Genomic DNA, 15135 nt, shown 5'->3' with positions numbered 1-15135 from the left:
CCCCCTATTGTACCGTCATATTATTAACTCTTATATAAGGTCCACCCATACCGACTGGAAGAGGAAATTGCTCCATTTTTCCGCAGCCTCCTAAGGATGAAGAAAATACTTCTATTTCCTTTGAAATTCCGTCTATATTATGAAGAGTTTCCATCACATTTCCGCTAACGACTGCTATATTTACAGGTTCTGCTATTTTCCCATCTCTAATCATATAAGAAATACTAGGTGCAATAGTGAATGTAGACATACCAGAGCCATGATTAACCTCCTCCACTAATATACCTTCCTTTACTTCCGAGATAAGCTCTTCTTTAGTTTTATTTCCAGCTTCAATGTATGTATTAGTCATTCTGACTATTGGCTCAAATTCAAAATTTAATGCTCTAGCATTGCCTGTAGGATTTTCCTTAAGAGACTCTGCTGTAGCACTGCTATGAAGTCTACCTGAAAGAATTCCATTTTTAATCAGATAGGTCTTATTAGATTTAGTTCCTTCATCGTCAAATGGTACAAAGCCGCTGCCTAAAAGGCTTCCAGTATCTACAATGGACAAATTATCTGCTCCAACTTTTTTGCCAATGGTCCATTCCTTCATCATAGCTTCGTCTCCAACCATGAAATCTGCCTCACTTTTGTGCCCAAAGCTTTCATGGGTAAATACTCCTGTAGCTATAGGTGCAAATATAACAGTATATTTTCCAGGAGTTATTGGCTTAGCGGTTTTAGTATATTCAATATCTCTAGCTAATGTATTCTCTAGCTTCTCTCCAAATGCTTTAAGCTCATTAAAATCTGTAGTTGTCTTATCACAGCCACCATTTAAGGTTTTACCTTCTATATTCAATGAATATCTATATACTATTGCACAGGTTTGGTAATTAAATTTTAAATTAGCTCCCTTGCTAGAATAAAATTCCTTTGTGGTTTTGCGATCTATATATACAGCTCTCCACATTTTTATCTCTTCCTTATTCTCTACGAAAGGAAAATATGATTTTAAAAGCTCTAGTTTTTCTTTCTGACTTACATTCAAGATGTCATTTTCCTTAAATTGAAGGAATTCCCCTTTATTGACCTCAAATTTTTTCACAACTGGATTATCCATTATATATTCATTTTCATTAGCCATAAGTGCCAGCTTATTTATTTCTTCCTGTATATTATCTATGTCTGTTGTAGAGCTATAGTACCATCTTTTACCGTCAAAGATTCGAATAAATCCCCCCCTGCGATTTCTCTTTAAATTTTGCATTAGATCTCCGTTTTGATAAGTGATTTCACTTACAGAAGCATCCTCCAATCTAACATCTGTGTAAAGATTTTTTGGAAAAGTGTACATGTAATACCCCCTAACATTTTGTATTTTTACTTTAAATATGCATTTAATTATCCATATTAAGCCTAATATATAGTTTGGCTCATAAATTATATATATTAATAACACAGGATAATATGCTCTTGACTTCATACTACTATCAAAAATTAATAATGTCAAGTTGAAATTTAATAAAATTAATAAATATTTTAAAAATATTAATAAATACGTAGGGCGTTTTTTAATATCCCCATTAAAAAACAGGAATCACGCAGAAATAAAAAAGCAAAAAAATACACGAACATATGTTTGCAAACGTTAAAATTAGTGGTAAAATATAGATAACAAACACTTGGAGTGATACTATGGAAATACTTAATAAACTAAAAATATTATCAGACGCCGCGAAGTATGATGTGTCTTGTTCTTCTAGTGGCAGCAATAGGAAAGGGAAAAAAGGAGAGTTGGGAAGCACTAGCCAATGTGGAATATGTCACAGTTGGGCAGATGACGGAAGGTGCATATCGCTATTAAAAATACTTTTTACTAATCACTGTATATACGACTGTGTTTATTGCGTAAACAGGGCTTCAAACGATGTTCCTAGGGCGGCCTTTACACCTGATGAGGTGGCAGATTTGACTATAAACTTTTATAAGAGAAATTATATAGAAGGACTTTTTTTAAGCTCTGCTGTATATAAGAGCCCAAATTATACTATGGAGCTTTTAACCAGTACAGTTAAAAGGCTTAGGGAAGAGCATAGATTCAATGGATATATTCATCTGAAGGCAATACCGGGAGCAGATAAAGCTTTAATAGAAAAAGCAGGTATGTATGCTGATAGAATGAGTGTAAACATTGAACTGCCCTCTAACGATGGATTAAAGCTGCTTGCGCCACAAAAAAAGAAGGATGCTATTATTAAGCCTATGAATTTTATAAATTCAAGAATACATCAATCTGTAGAAGAGAGACAGAAATTTAAGTATTCTCAGAGCTTTGTCCCCGCCGGGCAAACTACTCAGCTCATTGTAGGTGCTACTGAAGATAGTGATTTAAAGATACTCAGGCTTTCAGAGGCATTATATAAGGGATTTAAACTAAAAAGGGTGTATTATTCAGCCTTTATGCCAGTATCAAAGCATCCTAATCTTCCAGTCCTTGCTTCACCGCCATTAGTTAGAGAAAATAGGCTTTATCAAGCCGACTGGCTCTTAAGATTTTATGGCTACAATGCTGCCGAGATTCTCAGTGATGAAAAGCCTGATTTTGACTTAGCACTTGATCCTAAGTGTGATTGGGCATTGAGAAACATTGAATTGTTTCCTGTTGAGATTAATAAGGCAGAATACTACCTGTTGTTAAGAGTCCCAGGTATTGGAGTAACGTCTGCTAGGAGAATAATTGCAGCGAGAAAGTTTGGGGCATTAGGCTTTAGGGATTTGAAAAAGCTAGGAATAGTGTTGAAGAGAGCTAGATACTTTATAACCTGTAATGGAAAACATTATGGCATCAAAAGCATGGATTCTTCTGCCATAAGAAATAGCATGCTATTTAGTCTCAATAGTAAGGACTTTGGAGAAAAGGGCGAACAGCTTTCTTTGTTTTCTGTATATCCTCAGCTATTACCAGCAAATGATATTGTTTCAACAATAACGGGGGAATTTTAAAATGTTATATTACATATATGACGGAAGCTTTGACGGATTATTGACTGCCATATACGAAGCCTATTATAGAAGAGAAATACCAGATGAAATATTATCAGAGGACAGTCCTCAGCAAAGCCTTCTTGTTGAAAAAGTACATATTGAAACAGATTTAGAGAAATCTAAAAAAGTCTACTCATCAATAAAGACAAAGATTTCAGAATATACACTTAAAAATTGCTTTTATGTATTTCTATCAGAAAGACCTGATAGAGGAACTGCAATTTATAGGTATTTAAGACTGGGATGGAAAGTTGGAAGGGGAATAGATCAAAATCTAAAAAATGATTCAGTTCTAACAGTGCATAAGATTCGCCAACAAGTAAGCAAAGAGGTGCATTTAATGCTTGGATTCATTAGATTTAGTCATCTAAGTAATGGAGTATATTACTCTCAGATAGAGCCGGATAATGATATAGTAGGTCTTATGGCTCCTCATTTTGCGGAAAGATTATCTGATGAATGCTGGATTATTCATGACGTAAGGAGAAATATAGGAGTAATGTATAATAAAAAAGAGTGGATAATGAGAGACTTAAACATTTCTGGAGAGATTAGCTTTCAAGAAGAGGAAGAAGACTATCAAAAGCTGTGGAAGGAATATTTTAATACTATTGCAATAAGGAATAAAATAAATCCAAAGCTGCAAAGGCAGCATATGCCAAAAAGGTATTGGAAGCATTTGATTGAAAAGCAAACTGAAATATAGATATATTTTATAATAATATGATATATTATAATAAAGTGAAGGTTAATCGATGGTAGGTCAAAGGCAATGAGAATCAGCCCTATTGTAGTTTTATGATAGGAGCGTCCGTTAGGACCAAATTTGCACGACCATAGAGAGTGAACAAATTTGTGCTTCGAAACTGCATATATTAACTACATCAAAAAGCTTATTTAAGGGAGGAATTCATGTGCTAGTAAATGAAAAGCTTCAAGCTCTTAGGGAGCTAATGAAGGAAAAAGGAATGAATGCTTATGTAATACCTAGCTTTGATGCTCATCAAAGTGAATATGTGCCAGAACATTGGAAATCAAGAGCATGGATATCTGGTTTTACAGGCTCAGCAGGTACGGTAGTAGTGACATTAGATAAAGCTGGACTATGGACTGATGGAAGATATTTCATACAAGCAGAGAGAGAGCTTAAAGGAACAGGTATTAAGCTTTTTAAAATGAGACAGCCAGGTGTACCCACATATTCAGAATGGGTTGCAGATGTGCTTAAAGAAGGAGATTGCTTGGGCTTTGATGGGAAGGTTTTCTCATGTAACCAAGCTAAAGAACTAGAAGGAAGATTAAAGAATAAAAATATAACAATAGACGATAGATATGATCTGATCGATTTGATTTGGAGGGATAGGCCTGAATTACCCTTAGAAAAAGTATATATCCACGAGGAGAAATACTCAGGTAAATCCACAAAAGAAAAGCTTAATATGGTCAGAGAAGAAATGAATAAAAAGGGAGCAGGATATTATCTGCTGAGTAGTCTCGATGATATAGCTTGGCTTTTTAACATAAGAGGTAATGACGTAAGGAACAATCCTGTAACCATAGCCTATGCCATAGTATCAATGGATAATGCAGCCATATTTATAGATTCTAGAAAAGTAACTGATGAAGTAAGATATTTCTTAAAAGAAAATGGAGTAGATGTAAAAGAATACGAGGAAATAGGAAATACATTAAAGAATATTGATAAAGGCTTAAGCGTTTTCTATGATCCAAATAAGATAAGCAGATGGCTACATGAATGTATGCCAAAAAACAATAAAAAAGTTCAAGAAAAAGATATTGTAATGCTGCTTAAGACTATAAAAAATGAAACGGAAATTGAGAATCTTAGAAAGTGCCACGTTAAAGACAGTGTTGCAATGGTTAAATTTTTATATTGGCTTGACAATACCATAAATAAAGAACAAATAACTGAAATATCTGCTACAGATAAGCTTGAAGGCTTTAGAAAACAACAAGAAGGCTTCATAGGCACAAGCTTCGATACTATAGCGGCATATAAGGACCATGCAGCTATGATGCACTATAAGGCTACAGAAGAAAATCAATATACACTAGGAACAGAAGGAATGTTTTTAGTAGACTCTGGAGGACAGTATCTTGATGGAACTACAGATATTACAAGAACAATAGTTTTAGGCAAGATTACAGAAGAAGAGAAGAGAGATTTTACATATGTTCTAAAGGGACATATTGCATTATGCAGGGCAAAATTTTTACACGGAGTAACAGGCACTAATCTAGATGTATTAGCTAGACTTCCACTATGGGAGCAGGGCATAGACTATAAATGTGGTACAGGACATGGAGTAGGTTTTTTATTAAGCGTACATGAGGCACCTCAAAGATTTAGTATAGAATATAATGATACAAGATTAGATAAGGGCATGGTAATAACTAATGAACCAGGTGTATACAAGGAAGGAAAACACGGAATACGTACAGAAAATGTACTCTTAGTAGCTGAAGACCAATTAACTGATTCAGGACAATTCATGAAGTTCGAAGTATTATCCTATTGTCCAATAGATTTGGATGGAGTTGAGTCTAACTTATTAACTGACATAGAAAAGGATTGGCTCAATAACTACCATAAAGATGTATATGAAAAGCTATATCCATATCTAAATGATGAAGAAAAAGAATGGCTTAAGAGAGAAACTAGAGAAATCTAAAATGAAATAGCAGGGAAACCTGCTATTTTTGTTTTAGAAAAAACTTTATTAATCTATTTTTTTCGAAAAATATTAAACTGATAATTCAAATATTGATATATTAATCAAAAAAGGTATAATATGAAAATATAGGGAGTATTGCATAATTTCGTATGCTGCTAAATAAAAATTAATAGGAGGTGTTAAAAATGGATAACGATAATAAAGCTTCAGACAAAGAAAAAAGCTCATTAGGAATGGAAGAAAATATTGCTGCACTATTAAGCTATGTTTTAGGATTTATTACAGGAATTATTTTTTATGTACTAGAGAAAGACAGTAAATTTGTAAAATTCCATGCAATGCAGTCGATTATTTATAGTATTGGACTTATGGTATTATCATTTATACTAGGCTTTATACCTATTGTTGGATGGATTATATCTCTAATTATAGGACCTCTTAGCTTGATACTATGGATTATACTGATGATTAAGGCATACAAATATGAGTATTTTAAGCTTCCTATAATAGGCGATATGGCTGAAAAACAAGCCAACTAGTTAGAAGTATTTTTAATATGCTGAGCTGACAAAAAATGAGCGTGATGAAATGAACGCTCATTTTTTGTTAGCTCATAGTTTTTTGTATCTATAAAAATCATTTTCATTATGGCTCATTATTCTCCTAAAGCAATCATATACATTATGTGTACAACAGAACTTGAAGAGTATAACTTATCCACAAAAAGTTAATAATTATAACAATTATTTAGTGGGAAAGGGGTATAGATGTGGATAAATTTAAAAATAAGGAGGTAAGGGCTACAGAATTTCACAAAAATATTAATCGCTTTCTAGGTAGACTAAAGAATAATTTTGTAGCAAATGAAATTAATGAGTATGAAAAGTTCTTGGAGCAGCTAAATCAAGCCCATGAGGAATGGCATGATGCAGAACTATATTTTCAAAGCGTGACGGAGTCTGATTTAATAGACTATGCAATATACAAAATGCAGGCTTCAAAAACAAAATATGTTTATTTATTAAAACAAGCGAAGAAGATGGGAATTAAAGCTGAAAATGTAGATAATAGCTTGTAATATTTGTCCCTTAAAGCTTATATATTAGATAATGTAGAACATAATATTCTAATATAGAGGTGATAATTATGGGTTTGGATATAGAGTTAAGTGTTATACTTGCTTATGCTGCGGGCTTAATACTTTTATATTTTATAGGATGGATTCTCATTATTCCGATAAGATACTTAGTAAAATTAATAATAAATGGTGTAATAGGTGGAGTTCTCTTGTTCTTAGTTAACTTATTAGGAGGATTTATAGGTGTGCATATAGCTATCAATCCAATAACAGCCATTATAGCAGGTCTTTTAGGTGTACCTGGTGTCATATTGCTTATAGTCCTTCAATATATATTATAAAAAAATAGAAAATTTGAAATTTCATAAATTTTCTGGTTTAATATATATAAGGACAAAAAAACTAAGGGAGGAATCAACATGAAAGAAGCTAAATTAAAAGCGGAAATTAGAAACAATGCTGGAAGAAGAAATTGTAGCAAACTTAGAGCAGAAGGATATATTCCAGGGGTAATATATAGCCAGGGTGAAGACACTCAATCTATTAAGCTTGAGAATAAAGAGTTAAATAGAATTATAAACAGATACGGAAGTACTGGAACAATTGATTTAGAAATAGCAGATGAAATAACTCCTGTACTGATTAAAGAGGTACAAAGGCATCCAATAAAAGATATTGTATTACATGTGGATTTTCAGAAGCTATCAGCTGACAAAAAAGTTAGACTTCGTATACCAGTAGCTGTTCAAGGAAGAGAGTCTGTAGAAGTAAGGACATCAGGAGTTATAGAACAGCAGCTTATGGAAGTAGAACTACAATGTTTACCTAAATTTATCCCTCAATACGTCACTGTGGATGTTTCTAATCTTGAATTTGGAGATGTAATAAAACTTTCAGACCTTGATATTTCTAAGGATGAAAACTATGAAATATTTACGGAGCTAGATGAAGTAATAGTGTCCTTAACAGCTAGCAGTAAGCATGAAGAAGTTGAGGAAAAAGAAGTTCCTATTTATGAAAGTGAAAAAAGTATATTAGATGAATAAACAATACAGCCTAGGACAGTGATATCCTAGGCTGTATTATTTTATGACTCTTATATTAGCTTTTCTTGAAGCTCTTTCATTGTCAAAGGGAGCAGTTTCCATGTTTGTTGACGTTTTATTTATAGGTACTTTAAGAGAGCTAACCACGTCAACAAAAATATACACATGAAATGCAAAAATAGGAATGAGGAGTAAAACTAACAGCATGACTGTCATATTATCATCTCCATTACAAAAATTTACAACAAAATACAAAAGATACAAAATAAGTTTCTATTTTTACATTATATCAAGAAAAAGTACTTTTTTCTATAGTAATATAGTAGGGGTCAGGCTTTTGTAATAAAATCACAAAAGCCTGACCCCTACTACTTACTAATCTAATCTTCTATTATTTCAATTTCTGTAATAACCATCTGCTCATATTCATTTAAGTAATAAGAGAATTTTACTTTTTGGTTCATCTCTAAGCTTCCTGCAGCTTCCTTTACTTCTTCTGAAAGTCTAAATGGAGTAGCTTCGCCATCTACTTTTATTTCGCAGGAATTGCTGTCAGCAAGTCCAACGAATATTCCTGTTCCCTCAACAGTATCTTCAGAATCTTCTTCTACAACAGCTTTTAGGAATTCTCCGAACTCTACTTTTCTTGAATCCTTTGAAATTCTTATTAATGTATTTGGATAAGTTATAGCCTCAGTAACCATTTGCTCTGGAGTTGGAGCATTTACCTTAGCATCAACTGAAATAGAGTCTTCTTTTCCAACTACAGATGTAATCTCTACAGAATAGCCACCAGTAGGCTCTTCTCCAGCACCTACTAAAATGTATTTATGTTCTTTAGAGTCAATAGAAAAAATTCCTTCTTTTTTATAGTTTTCATTGTACCATTCTTCTAATTTGCTATCTGTTAATACATCTGAGCCTACTACTTCAAAATCAATATCTCCAATTACAGCAGATGTATTTTTAGCTGTTGAGCATGCAGTAAACAATGATAAACCAAGAACTGTTATCAGCACTAATCCTATTATTTTTTTCATATTCATTGTTTTACCTCCTTTAAAAATATTTTATTTCATATTAGTTAGACGCAATACTATTATAATAGTTCCAACCAAAAAATAAAAGACCTGCTAAGCAAGTACGGAGAAATAATAGTTCAACCCTAGATCATAAAAATAAGAACAATGGCCATGCAATGAGAATAGAATATATTATAAGGGCAATAATTAAGATAACCTGATTTAAGGAGTTGATCTTGTGAAGCCTATTTGTCAGATATGTAATGGCGCAGAAAATAACGGAATAAATTTGCTAGGTTTACATTTATGCAAAGGATGCTTGGAAGCAATATCAGAAACAGAGATTGGAGATATAAGGTACGAATACTATAAATCTGTAATTAAGAAAATATGGCTTGATTACATAATTGAATACTGCTAAAACAAAAGGTATAGGGGAGGCTCTATATCTTTTTAAATTGCTTGCAAGCTACTTAACGGATTTTTTTAATTTCATTCACAAAGAGCTATAGTTTAAATCTAGAGTTCACTTATATTTCATTGTATTTCTTGCATTATGCAAATAAAAATAAAGGATAATAGCCTCTTTAGTAGAAATAATACACTAGGAGGAAATTTATGAAAACACCAATAATTAATGGATTAAAAAAATATACATTAGAAAATAATAAAAGATTTCATATGCCTGGACATAAAGGAAAAGAACTCCTAAAATTTCTGGGAGAGCTTATACCAGAAATAGATGTAACAGAAGTAGAAGGCACTGATAACCTGCACAACCCAAGCACTATTATTTATGAGAGTCAAAAGCTGGCAGCTAAGGTCTTTGGAGCTAAAGAAACCTTTTACTCCGTAAATGGAACCACCGGAGGACTGCATGGAGCAATCACTTCAGCAGTTAAACCAGGAGGCAAGGCTTTGATACAAAGAGACTGTCATAGAGCCGTATACAATGCTCTTATACTTGGCAGGATAACTCCAAAATATATTTATCCTAGGTACAGCAAGGAGAAAAATATTACGACCACATTAGAACCAGAGGAAATAGATAAGGAACTTTCGTTAGATAAAGACATAGATGCAGTAATAATCACATATCCGACCTATTATGGCATATGTTCAGATATAAAAAGAATAGCTGAAATTGTCCACAAATATAATAAAATATTGATAGTAGATGAGGCACATGGCAGCCACTTAAGATTTAATAACAGGCTTCCTATATCTGCACTAGATGCGGGAGCAGACATAGTAGTACAGAGTACGCATAAGACTCTTCCAGCATTTACTCAAAGCTCAATGATCCATGTAGGCTCCGAAAGAGTGGATGTTGAAAAGCTTAGAACAATGGTTTCTGTTTTCCAGACTACTAGTCCCTCATATATACTTATGGCTTCAATTGATTTTGCCGTGGATTACATGAATAGTCAAGGGAAGGACAAGCTGGAAAGCTTACTTGACAATATTGAAAAGTGGACCTCATATATGAAGCAAATAGAAAAAATTAATATAATAGATAAAGATTCAAGAGATAGTCAAATATATGATTTTGATAATACAAAGCTTCTCATGAAAATAAACGGAATAACAGGCAAATCCATAGAAGAAATATTAAGAGAAAAGTATCAGATTCAACTAGAGATGAGCGATTATTATTATGGGCTTGCACTAGCTACTATACTAGATGAGGATAAGGATTTTGAAAGGCTAGCCTATTCAGTTGAAGATATTGCAAAAAAATATTCCTATATAGATATGCAGTTGAATAGTATAGATATAAAGGAGATTAGGCCAGACATCAAAAAATCATTACATGATGCATTCCATAGTGAAAAAGCAGAGATAGAATTTATTAAGAGCAGCGGAAAAATATCAGGAGATTTTATAATACCATATCCACCAGGTATCCCCATAGTATGTCCTGGAGAAGCTATATCTGATGATATTATTTCATATATTGAAGCTCTGAAAAAAAATAATATACAAATATTAGGGTTTTTAGATTATAATAAAGAAAAGATAAAAATCGTAAATGAATAAAAGGCATCACGCAAGAGCAGAATGAAAGGATGATCATAAGATGAAGGGACTATTTATAACCTTAGAAGGGCCAGATGGTTCAGGGAAAAGCACAATAGCTAGATTTTTAGCAGATTATATAAAAGAAAAAGGATATGATGTAATCACTACCAGAGAACCAGGAGGAACCAAAATAAGTGAAGATATAAGAGACATAATACTTGATAATAATAATACCAGCATGTCATATGTAACAGAAGCTCTTCTGTATGCAGCCTCAAGGGCGCAGCATGTTTCCCAAAAGATACGTCCAGCAATAGATGAGGGTAAAGTGATAATATGCGAAAGATTTGTATTGTCAAGTCTTGTATATCAAGGTATAGGCAGAGGTCTTGGTATAGAAAAGGTTAAAGAAATCAACGATTTTGCAATTCAAGGAGTAGAGCCTGATTTAATTTTGTTTTTTGATATACCGCCGGAAATTGCTATTAGAAGAAAAACTAAAAAGAACCAAGGAGATAGACTAGAAAGGGAGAAGCTAGATTTTCATAGAAAGGTATACGAGGGATACCTCAGTTTAATGGAAGTATACGAGGGTAAAATTAAAACAATAGATGCAACAAAAACTAAAAATGATACTTTTCAACAGGCAAAGGCCGCTCTAGATAATTTATTTGAAAAAATCTAAGGAGGAGTGAAAAATGAAACTTGTTATTGCCATAACTCAAGATGAAGATACTGCTAATCTAGTATCTAAACTAACTGAAGAAGGATTTAGAGTTACTAAGCTAGCTTCAACAGGAGGCTTCTTGAAATCAGGAAATACAACCTTATTGATAGGAGTAGATGATGATAAGGTTGAGGATTTAGTGAAAGTAATAGAGAAGGTATGTAGGCCAAGGGAGGTTACAACTCCTGCAACCCCGATGTCATTGGTAGAAGATGTTTATATGCCATATACCTATAACATAAAAGTAGGGGGAGCAACTATCTTCATATTAGATGTTGATAGATATGAGCGAATATAATAAAATATATGCTCACGGTTTTGGATACAAATGATTTTATAGCTTGCAAACTAGCTTTGCTCAAACAGTGTAAGTTATTTAATGGATTTCTAATCCCCATTTGCTAAGAATTATTGCTTAGATTTGAAGTTTGTTTAACATTTCATTAGATTCTTGTAAAAATGAAAGGAGGGTAAAAAATGAAGCTTGTCATAGCCATAGTTCAAGATGAAGATGCACCTAGGCTTGTGGATAAACTGATGAAAACGGGATATAGTGTTACTAAGCTTGCATCAACAGGAGGTTTTTTGAAGTCTGGAAATACAACCTTATTGATAGGGGTGAAAAAAGAAGAAGTAGATAGTGTCATTAGCATCATTGAGGAATTATGCAGATCTAGAAAGATGATTACCACTCCGCCTCCACCTGTTGCTTGGTCATCTGGAATATATATGGCATATCCAGTAGAGGTCCAGGTAGGAGGAGCTACAATATTTGTAGTAGATATAAGTAGATTTGAAAAGGTTTAGGAGAGATTTTTATGAAAATAAACGATGTGATGAATAAAACAACTCAGGCAATTGACTTGCCAAGCACACAGGATGTAAAAAAGAAGGATCTTCAAAGGTCTAAGTTCACAGAGGAATTAAATAGGGTGGATGAGCTAACTGTAAAAGAAAGGCTTGAAAAACTTCTCGAAAGAATAGACAAGCAGGCAGATAGATTATCAAAAAATATTACAATTAAAGAAGTTTTAGCATACAAGACCTTAATTTCTGAATTCTTAAAGGAATCTGTAGATTCAATGGTTAAATTTAAAAAGGATAGCTTTTTAGATGGTAGAGGAAGACATAGAGTTTATGGTATTATAAAGAAAGTAGATGAAGAATTAGAGGGGCTTACGAAAGACGTATTATCTAAAGAAAAGGACAACATAAGAATACTAAAGAGACTAGATGATATACGAGGATTGATTTTAGACATATACATGTAGTGAGGGTTGATTATGGATTTTAATGATATAATAGGGCATGAAAAGATTATCGAAAATCTTAAAAATGCAATAAAAAATAATACAGTTTCCCATAGCTATCTTTTTGAAGGACCTAAGTCTATTGGAAAAGAAAAGCTAGCAAAGGTTTTTGCAAAGACATTATTGTGTCAGAGAGGTGGAGATAGTCCATGTAACACATGCCCATCTTGCATGAAAATAGAATCAGGAAATCATCCTGATTTTCATATGGAATATCCAGATAAAGATTCATTTAAGAAGGAGCAGATAGAGGAGCTTCAGAGAACTATTAGAAAGATTCCTCTAGAATCAAACAGGAAAATATATATATTAGACGATGTAGATAAGATGACGCAACAGGCGCAAAATAGCTTTTTGAAAACTTTAGAGGAACCTCCAGGATATGCAATAATTATGCTGCTGGCTACTAATGGTTACAGTTTACTTCCAACCATAGTTTCAAGATGTCAAATAGTAAAGTTTACTCCCATAGAGAGGCATAAGATAGAGAAGGCATTGGTAAATAATTTTGGTAGATCAGAAGAGCAGGCAAGATTTATAGCTTCATTTTCAAATGGAATAATAGGGAAGGCTATAGAATTATCTAAGTCAGATGACTTTAAACTGCTTAGGGATGAAATAATAGAGAAATTAAATACAGTTATAAACGGAGATAAACTTAAGATTTTTTCTATTAGTGAATTTTTCGAACAAAATAAAGAGCTTATTGACGAAGTTATGGATATTATTTTATTATGGTACAGGGACCTACTGATATATAAAGAGACAAAAAATGTGGGGTTTTTAATAAATAAGGATAAAGCTGACTCAATTTCTTATCAATGTCAAAAATTATCAAAGCAAAAAATAATGGATATACTAGATGTAGTGAGAAGAACTAAGGAAGATATCCACTCCAATGTAAACTTTCAACTTGCCATTGAAGTAATGCTTTTAAATATTCAGGAGGTATAAGAAGAATGGTAACTGTCGTAGGAGTTAGATTTAAAAAGGCCGGGAAAATATATTACTTTGACCCCGATAATATAGATATCAAAAAAGATGATTATGTTATTGTAGAGACTGCTAGAGGAATTGAATTTGGCCAGGCAGTAGTTGGAATCAAGGAAATAAGTGAAGAAGAAATAGTTCCTCCCCTTAAAAAAGTTCTAAGAGTAGCAACTGAGGAGGATATTGTAATTAATGAAGAGAATGTTAGAAAAGAGAAGGAAGCATTTGAGACATGTCTTAGAAAAATAGAATGTCATAATTTGGATATGAAATTAATAGATGTAGAGTATACCTTTGATAACAATAAAGTTATATTTTATTTTACCGCTGATGGAAGAGTGGATTTTAGAGAGCTTGTTAAGGACTTAGCTGCCATATTTAAGACTAGAATAGAGCTTAGACAAATTGGAGTCAGGGATGAATCAAAGATGATAGGCGGGTTAGGCCCATGTGGACGTACTCTTTGCTGCTCAACATTTCTAGGAGAATTTGCTCCAGTATCTATTAAAATGGCAAAAGAACAGAGCTTGTCATTGAATCCAACAAAAATATCAGGAATATGTGGCAGACTAATGTGCTGCTTAAAATATGAGCATGAAATGTATGAAAAAATATTGGAAAGGCTTCCAAGCATAGGTTCAATAGTAATGACACCCAATGGAAAGGGAATAGTTGTAGAGACAAATACGCTTCTTGAGATTGCAAAAGTAAAAGTAAAGCTTCCAGATGACACTGAAGATATAATACCTTTTGTAATTGATGAAATTAAGGAAGTAGAAAAGCCTACTGCTCCAGTAGAGGAAAGTACACTCATAGAGATTGAAGACATAGAAGATATGAAAAAACTGGAGGAACTCATGAAAGAGGAATAGATTTTATTAAATATTTAATAAAATGCTTTAAATAGAAAACAATAAGTGGTACAATATTAAAGGTAAATGCAGTGTCATTATCTTAAGGAGGTGAACCCTAATGGCATATAAAATTACAGATGCATGCATAAGCTGTGGAGCATGTGAAGCAGAATGTCCTGTAAGCGTTATAAGTGCAGGAGATGATAAATACGTAATAGACGCAGAAGGTTGTATTGAATGTGGGGCTTGCGCAAATGTTTGTCCAGTAGATGCACCAATGCCAGAATAATATTTTTTACTTAAAGAAAAGACCTGAAAAGGTCTTTTTTATTTATCTATGTAAAATGGTATAATACT

At 33.1% G+C, this 15135-nt stretch carries 19 protein-coding genes; 16 read left to right on the top strand and 3 right to left on the bottom strand.

Features of this window, described 5'->3' with window-relative positions; all coding sequences use genetic code 11:
* Positions 1 to 4: 4 nt before the first annotated feature.
* Complete coding sequence (locus QO263_RS01000; RefSeq protein ID WP_285625389.1) at positions 5 to 1342, bottom strand: TldD/PmbA family protein; 1338 nt, start codon at positions 1340 to 1342, stop codon at positions 5 to 7.
* A gap of 341 nt (positions 1343 to 1683) precedes the next feature.
* On the opposite strand from QO263_RS01000, the gene QO263_RS00995 reads away from it, so the two are divergent.
* The 7 genes from QO263_RS00995 (at position 1684) to QO263_RS00965 (ending at position 7853) form a co-directional block, all read left to right on the top strand.
* Positions 1684 to 2991, top strand: a complete 1308-nt coding sequence (locus QO263_RS00995; RefSeq protein ID WP_285625387.1) for a putative DNA modification/repair radical SAM protein — start codon at positions 1684 to 1686, stop codon at positions 2989 to 2991.
* 1 nt (position 2992) lies between these two features.
* Positions 2993 to 3739: a TIGR03915 family putative DNA repair protein gene (locus QO263_RS00990; protein ID WP_285625385.1), complete on the top strand. Its 747-nt coding sequence runs from the start codon at positions 2993 to 2995 to the stop codon at positions 3737 to 3739.
* Positions 3740 to 3947: 208 nt separating this feature from the next.
* Entirely contained in the window at positions 3948 to 5726 is a 1779-nt protein-coding gene (locus QO263_RS00985) for an aminopeptidase P family protein (RefSeq protein WP_285625383.1), read from the top strand.
* A 188-nt stretch (positions 5727 to 5914) separates the two neighbouring features.
* Positions 5915 to 6268, top strand: coding sequence for a DUF4870 domain-containing protein (locus QO263_RS00980; RefSeq protein WP_285625380.1), 354 nt, complete (start codon positions 5915 to 5917; stop codon positions 6266 to 6268).
* A 230-nt stretch (positions 6269 to 6498) separates the two neighbouring features.
* Complete coding sequence (locus QO263_RS00975; protein WP_285625378.1) at positions 6499 to 6807, top strand: DUF2508 family protein; 309 nt, start codon at positions 6499 to 6501, stop codon at positions 6805 to 6807.
* Between the two features lie 68 nt (positions 6808 to 6875).
* Entirely contained in the window at positions 6876 to 7148 is a 273-nt protein-coding gene (locus tag QO263_RS00970) for a pro-sigmaK processing inhibitor BofA family protein (RefSeq protein ID WP_285625375.1), read from the top strand.
* A gap of 78 nt (positions 7149 to 7226) precedes the next feature.
* On the top strand, positions 7227 to 7853 hold the full coding sequence (locus QO263_RS00965) for a 50S ribosomal protein L25 (protein WP_285625372.1): 627 nt from the start codon (positions 7227 to 7229) through the stop codon (positions 7851 to 7853).
* Positions 7854 to 7889: 36 nt separating this feature from the next.
* Here QO263_RS00965 and QO263_RS00960 read toward each other — a convergent pair whose 3' ends face one another.
* On the bottom strand, positions 7890 to 8069 hold the full coding sequence (locus tag QO263_RS00960; RefSeq protein ID WP_285625369.1) for a hypothetical protein: 180 nt from the start codon (positions 8067 to 8069) through the stop codon (positions 7890 to 7892).
* Between the two features lie 164 nt (positions 8070 to 8233).
* Positions 8234 to 8899 (bottom strand): protease complex subunit PrcB family protein, encoded by a 666-nt coding sequence (locus QO263_RS00955; protein WP_285625367.1) that lies wholly within the window; start codon positions 8897 to 8899, stop codon positions 8234 to 8236.
* 214 nt (positions 8900 to 9113) lie between these two features.
* On the opposite strand from QO263_RS00955, the gene QO263_RS00950 reads away from it, so the two are divergent.
* The 9 genes from QO263_RS00950 to fdxA all read left to right on the top strand — a co-directional run bounded on the left by QO263_RS00950 (position 9114) and on the right by fdxA (position 15067).
* Entirely contained in the window at positions 9114 to 9296 is a 183-nt protein-coding gene (locus QO263_RS00950; protein WP_285625364.1) for a sigma factor G inhibitor Gin, read from the top strand.
* A gap of 197 nt (positions 9297 to 9493) precedes the next feature.
* Positions 9494 to 10915, top strand: a complete 1422-nt coding sequence (locus QO263_RS00945) for an aminotransferase class I/II-fold pyridoxal phosphate-dependent enzyme (RefSeq protein WP_285625361.1) — start codon at positions 9494 to 9496, stop codon at positions 10913 to 10915.
* A gap of 40 nt (positions 10916 to 10955) precedes the next feature.
* On the top strand, positions 10956 to 11582 hold the full coding sequence (tmk, locus tag QO263_RS00940; RefSeq protein ID WP_285625358.1) for a dTMP kinase: 627 nt from the start codon (positions 10956 to 10958) through the stop codon (positions 11580 to 11582).
* A 13-nt stretch (positions 11583 to 11595) separates the two neighbouring features.
* Entirely contained in the window at positions 11596 to 11922 is a 327-nt protein-coding gene (locus QO263_RS00935; protein WP_285625355.1) for a cyclic-di-AMP receptor, read from the top strand.
* 179 nt (positions 11923 to 12101) lie between these two features.
* Positions 12102 to 12431, top strand: a complete 330-nt coding sequence (locus tag QO263_RS00930; RefSeq protein ID WP_285625352.1) for a cyclic-di-AMP receptor — start codon at positions 12102 to 12104, stop codon at positions 12429 to 12431.
* 11 nt (positions 12432 to 12442) lie between these two features.
* A complete protein-coding gene (locus QO263_RS00925) occupies positions 12443 to 12895 on the top strand; it encodes a YaaR family protein (RefSeq protein ID WP_285625349.1) in 453 nt (150 codons plus the stop codon).
* Positions 12896 to 12907: 12 nt separating this feature from the next.
* Positions 12908 to 13888 carry a DNA polymerase III subunit delta' gene (gene holB, locus QO263_RS00920; protein ID WP_285625346.1) on the top strand — a complete coding sequence of 327 codons (981 nt, stop codon included), beginning with the start codon at positions 12908 to 12910 and terminating at the stop codon, positions 13886 to 13888.
* Positions 13889 to 13893: 5 nt separating this feature from the next.
* Entirely contained in the window at positions 13894 to 14796 is a 903-nt protein-coding gene (locus QO263_RS00915) for a PSP1 domain-containing protein (RefSeq protein ID WP_285625343.1), read from the top strand.
* 100 nt (positions 14797 to 14896) lie between these two features.
* Positions 14897 to 15067 carry a 4Fe-4S ferredoxin gene (gene fdxA / locus QO263_RS00910; protein ID WP_285625340.1) on the top strand — a complete coding sequence of 57 codons (171 nt, stop codon included), beginning with the start codon at positions 14897 to 14899 and terminating at the stop codon, positions 15065 to 15067.
* Positions 15068 to 15135 lie beyond the last annotated feature (68 nt).

This window comes from Proteiniborus sp. MB09-C3, from assembly GCF_030263895.1.
Lineage (GTDB): Bacteria > Bacillota > Clostridia > Tissierellales > Proteiniboraceae > Proteiniborus.
This window is presented reverse-complemented; position numbering and strand designations above follow the sequence as displayed.

What these genes read in the sequence shown, in the direction of transcription:
- QO263_RS00945 (WP_285625361.1), top strand. Translation starts at nt 9,494, where the DNA reads ATGAAAACACCAATAATTAATGGATTAAAAAAATATACATTAGAAAAT.
- QO263_RS00935 (WP_285625355.1), top strand. Translation starts at nt 11,596, where the DNA reads ATGAAACTTGTTATTGCCATAACTCAAGATGAAGATACTGCTAATCTA.
- QO263_RS00930 (WP_285625352.1), top strand. Translation starts at nt 12,102, where the DNA reads ATGAAGCTTGTCATAGCCATAGTTCAAGATGAAGATGCACCTAGGCTT.
- QO263_RS00970 (WP_285625375.1), top strand. Translation starts at nt 6,876, where the DNA reads ATGGGTTTGGATATAGAGTTAAGTGTTATACTTGCTTATGCTGCGGGC.
- QO263_RS00980 (WP_285625380.1), top strand. Translation starts at nt 5,915, where the DNA reads ATGGATAACGATAATAAAGCTTCAGACAAAGAAAAAAGCTCATTAGGA.
- QO263_RS00990 (WP_285625385.1), top strand. Translation starts at nt 2,993, where the DNA reads ATGTTATATTACATATATGACGGAAGCTTTGACGGATTATTGACTGCC.
- holB (WP_285625346.1), top strand. Translation starts at nt 12,908, where the DNA reads ATGGATTTTAATGATATAATAGGGCATGAAAAGATTATCGAAAATCTT.
- QO263_RS00965 (WP_285625372.1), top strand. Translation starts at nt 7,227, where the DNA reads ATGAAAGAAGCTAAATTAAAAGCGGAAATTAGAAACAATGCTGGAAGA.
- tmk (WP_285625358.1), top strand. Translation starts at nt 10,956, where the DNA reads ATGAAGGGACTATTTATAACCTTAGAAGGGCCAGATGGTTCAGGGAAA.
- QO263_RS01000 (WP_285625389.1), bottom strand. Translation starts at nt 1,342, where the DNA reads ATGTACACTTTTCCAAAAAATCTTTACACAGATGTTAGATTGGAGGAT.
- QO263_RS00955 (WP_285625367.1), bottom strand. Translation starts at nt 8,899, where the DNA reads ATGAATATGAAAAAAATAATAGGATTAGTGCTGATAACAGTTCTTGGT.
- QO263_RS00960 (WP_285625369.1), bottom strand. Translation starts at nt 8,069, where the DNA reads ATGACAGTCATGCTGTTAGTTTTACTCCTCATTCCTATTTTTGCATTT.
- fdxA (WP_285625340.1), top strand. Translation starts at nt 14,897, where the DNA reads ATGGCATATAAAATTACAGATGCATGCATAAGCTGTGGAGCATGTGAA.
- QO263_RS00925 (WP_285625349.1), top strand. Translation starts at nt 12,443, where the DNA reads ATGAAAATAAACGATGTGATGAATAAAACAACTCAGGCAATTGACTTG.
- QO263_RS00915 (WP_285625343.1), top strand. Translation starts at nt 13,894, where the DNA reads ATGGTAACTGTCGTAGGAGTTAGATTTAAAAAGGCCGGGAAAATATAT.
- QO263_RS00995 (WP_285625387.1), top strand. Translation starts at nt 1,684, where the DNA reads ATGGAAATACTTAATAAACTAAAAATATTATCAGACGCCGCGAAGTAT.